The 2,999-nt window shown below is 64.4% G+C and carries 4 protein-coding genes; 2 read left to right on the top strand and 2 right to left on the bottom strand.

Going from position 1 to position 2,999, the window contains the following annotated elements:
- Positions 1-559, bottom strand: a 559-nt coding sequence (locus RMO18_RS01945) for a MoxR family ATPase (protein ID WP_309663638.1), incomplete at its 3' end; no start/stop codon positions are given.
- Between the two features lie 171 nt (positions 560-730).
- Between RMO18_RS01945 and dksA the strand changes: the two genes are divergently transcribed.
- Together dksA and RMO18_RS01935 are read left to right on the top strand one after the other, a co-directional pair.
- Entirely contained in the window at positions 731-1,153 is a 423-nt protein-coding gene (gene dksA / locus RMO18_RS01940; protein WP_309663639.1) for an RNA polymerase-binding protein DksA, read from the top strand.
- A gap of 82 nt (positions 1,154-1,235) precedes the next feature.
- Complete coding sequence (locus RMO18_RS01935) at positions 1,236-2,417, top strand: FAD-dependent oxidoreductase (RefSeq protein WP_309663637.1); 1,182 nt, start codon at positions 1,236-1,238, stop codon at positions 2,415-2,417.
- 43 nt (positions 2,418-2,460) lie between these two features.
- On the opposite strand, the gene RMO18_RS01930 is transcribed toward RMO18_RS01935, so the two are convergent.
- A partial coding sequence (locus tag RMO18_RS01930; protein WP_309663636.1) for an exodeoxyribonuclease III occupies positions 2,461-2,999 on the bottom strand: 539 nt, incomplete at its 5' end.

Genomic DNA, 2,999 nt, shown 5'->3' with positions numbered 1-2,999 from the left:
CGCGCAGCGTCTCCATCTCGGGAAAGCGGATGTAGTGAAAGAAACACCGCCGCAGAAACGCGTCCGGCAGTTCCTTTTCGTTGTTCGAGGTGATGATCACCACCGGCCGGTGCCGCGCCCGCACCATCTCGCCGGTCTCGTAGACGTGAAACTCCATCCGGTCGATTTCCTGCAACAGATCGTTGGGAAATTCGATATCCGCCTTGTCGATCTCGTCGATCAGCAGCACCACCCGCGCCTCCGCCTCGAAGGCGGTCCACAGCTTGCCCTTGCGGATATAGTTGCGCACATCATTAACCCGCGCGTCACCCAACTGGCTGTCGCGCAACCGGCTGACGGCGTCATATTCATACAATCCCTGTTGCGCCTTGGTTGTGGATTTCACATGCCACTCTATCAGCGGCATCCCCAGCGCCTCTGCCACCTGCCGCGCCAGTTCGGTCTTGCCGGTTCCCGGCTCGCCTTTTACCAGCAGGGGCCGCTGCAGCAGCACAGCGGCGTTCACCGCAACCGTCAGATCCTCGGTCGCCACGTAGGCTTTGGTCGATTCAAATTTCATTGCGCTTTCAACATGCTGCTGCCTGGATTTGTCCAAACCCTACCGGCCCGCAGAATTTCTCGCAACCGCTAGTGACAATGCCCGCATCATAAGCTAAATGCCCGCCAACGGGAGCGCATCATGACAGAAGCCTACCTGTCGGGGCGATCCGACGACAAGGAGAGTGCTGAGATGAAGGCCGAAGTATTTCTGCCAGACGACTATCGCCCAGCCGAAGACGAACCTTTCATGAATGATCGGCAACTTGAATACTTCCGCCGCAAGCTGTTGACCTGGAAGCAGGAACTTCTGAACCAATCCGCCGACACGATCGGCAGCCTGCAAGACAGCGGCCGCAATGTTCCCGACATCGCTGACCGCGCCTCTGAAGAAACCGACCGCGCGCTGGAATTACGCACCCGGGATCGTCAGCGCAAACTGGTCGCCAAGATCGACGCCGCCCTGCGCCGCATCGAAGCCAACGAATTCGGCTATTGCGAAATGACCGGTGAACCGATCAGCCTCAAGCGTCTTGACGCCCGCCCGATCGCCACCATGACCCTTGAGGCGCAGGAAAAGCACGAGCGTCGGGAAAAGGTTCACCGCGACGATTGAGGCCGTTCTTGCCCCGCTACGCAGAACAACGCAGACTGACCGCCGGGCCACAGCGCCCGGCGGTGTCGTTTCCGGGGGAAGCATGAGCTTGATCGGCCAATCCGTCACCGTGATCGGGGCAGGGGTCGCAGGTCTGGCTGTCGCCCGTGCCCTTGCGCTGCGCGGCGCATCGGTCACCGTGCTGGAACAGGCCGACGCAATCCGCGAGGTGGGCGCTGGCCTGCAAGTGTCGCCGAACGGGGCCTCGGTGCTGCGCGCGCTTGGGCTTTGGGACCAGCTGCAAGCCGCCTCCACCCGCGCCGATGCGGTGGAATTGATCGACGGTTTGTCAGGTGGCGTGGTCACCCGGCTGCCGGTTGGCCGTCTGCGCCCGGCGCAAGGCTATCATTTCCTGCACCGCGCCGATCTGATCGGGCTGTTGCTGCAAGGCGCAGTCGATGCCGGCGTGACCTTGCGCCTGCTGCAACGGGTGGATGCAGTAGATCTGTCCGGCCCGCGCCCTATAATCCAGATCGGCGATGACCGGATTGAGTCACCGCTGGTCATCGGGGCGGATGGCCTGCATTCCCGCCTGCGCCTTGCGCTGAATGGGCCCGAACAACCGTTCTTCACCCAGCAGGTCGCGTGGCGCGCATTGATCCCTTGCGAAGCGGGTGCCGCCCCGGTGGCCGAAGTGCACATGGGGCCGGGGCGTCATCTGGTCAGCTATCCGCTGCGCGGCGGCACCTTGCGCAACATCGTCGCGGTGGAGGAGCGGCAGAAATGGGCCGAGGAAAGCTGGTCCCTGCGCGACGATCCGATGGACCTGCGCCTTGCCTTCGCTGAATTCAGCCCTCGGGCGCGCGGCTGGCTGGATCAGGTCGAGGACCCGTGGCTATGGGGCCTTTTCCGGCACAAGGTGGCGCAGCACTGGTACCGCGCGACCCCACATGGCGCTGCGGCCATCCTTGGCGATGCCGCGCATCCGACCCTGCCATTCCTTGCGCAGGGGTCATCGATGGGCCTCGAAGACGCGTGGGTTCTGGCACAGGCTCTGGCCAGCCATGACACGCCCGCTGCGGGCCTTGCCGCGTGGCAGGCCGCACGCCAGCCTCGCTGTACCCGGATCGTTGCCGCCGCCACCGCCAATGCCCGCGCCTACCACCTGCGCGGCCCGTTGCGGTCGCTGGCCCATACCGGGCTGCGGCTGATTGGCGGCATTGCCCCCGGCGCGATGCTTGGCCGCTACGATTGGCTGTATGACCACGATGTGACCGTCGGATAGGGCGGCCCGCAGCACGGCTCGTGCCGCAAGGCCGCAGCGGGCCTTACGCCGCCACCTCGGCCCAGACCGGCACATGGTCTGACGGCTTGTCGCCACCCCGCACCGCCTTGTCGATACGGCAGTTGATCAGCCGGTCGGCGGCCTGCGGGCTCATCAGGATATGATCGATGCGGATGCCGTTGTTCCGTTCCCACGCGCCCTGCTGGTAATCCCAAAAGCTGTAGTGCCCCGGCCCTTGCACCCGTGCGCGGAATGCCTCTGTCAGCCCGAGGTTCAGCAACCGCCGAAACGCCTCACGGCTTTGTGGCAGATACAGCGCGTCGGTGACCCAGGCTTCGGGTTTGGCCGCATCCTCTGCCTGCGGGATCACGTTGTAATCGCCCAGACAAACAAAGGCCTCTTCGGTGGCCAGCAGGTCACGCACCCGCGCCTGCATCCGCGCCATCCAGGCCAGTTTGTATTCATACTTCGGCCCCGGCGCCGGGTTGCCATTCGGCAGGTACAGCCCGCAGACGCGCACAGGCCGCGCGTCCATTACCCGCGCCTCGATCCAGCGGGCCTGTTCATCGCCGTCATCGCCGG

The sequence above is a fragment of the Tabrizicola sp. genome, assembly GCF_031377265.1.
Classification (GTDB): Bacteria; Pseudomonadota; Alphaproteobacteria; order Rhodobacterales; family Rhodobacteraceae; genus JAUYQR01.
The sequence above is the reverse complement of the archived record's forward strand: the minus strand, read 5'-3'. Positions and strand labels throughout refer to the sequence as shown.

Excerpts from the sequence above, each read along its gene's own strand:
- dksA (WP_309663639.1), top strand. The coding sequence starts at position 731 with ATGAAGGCCGAAGTATTTCTGCCAGACGACTATCGCCCAGCCGAAGAC.
- RMO18_RS01935 (WP_309663637.1), top strand. The coding sequence starts at position 1,236 with ATGAGCTTGATCGGCCAATCCGTCACCGTGATCGGGGCAGGGGTCGCA.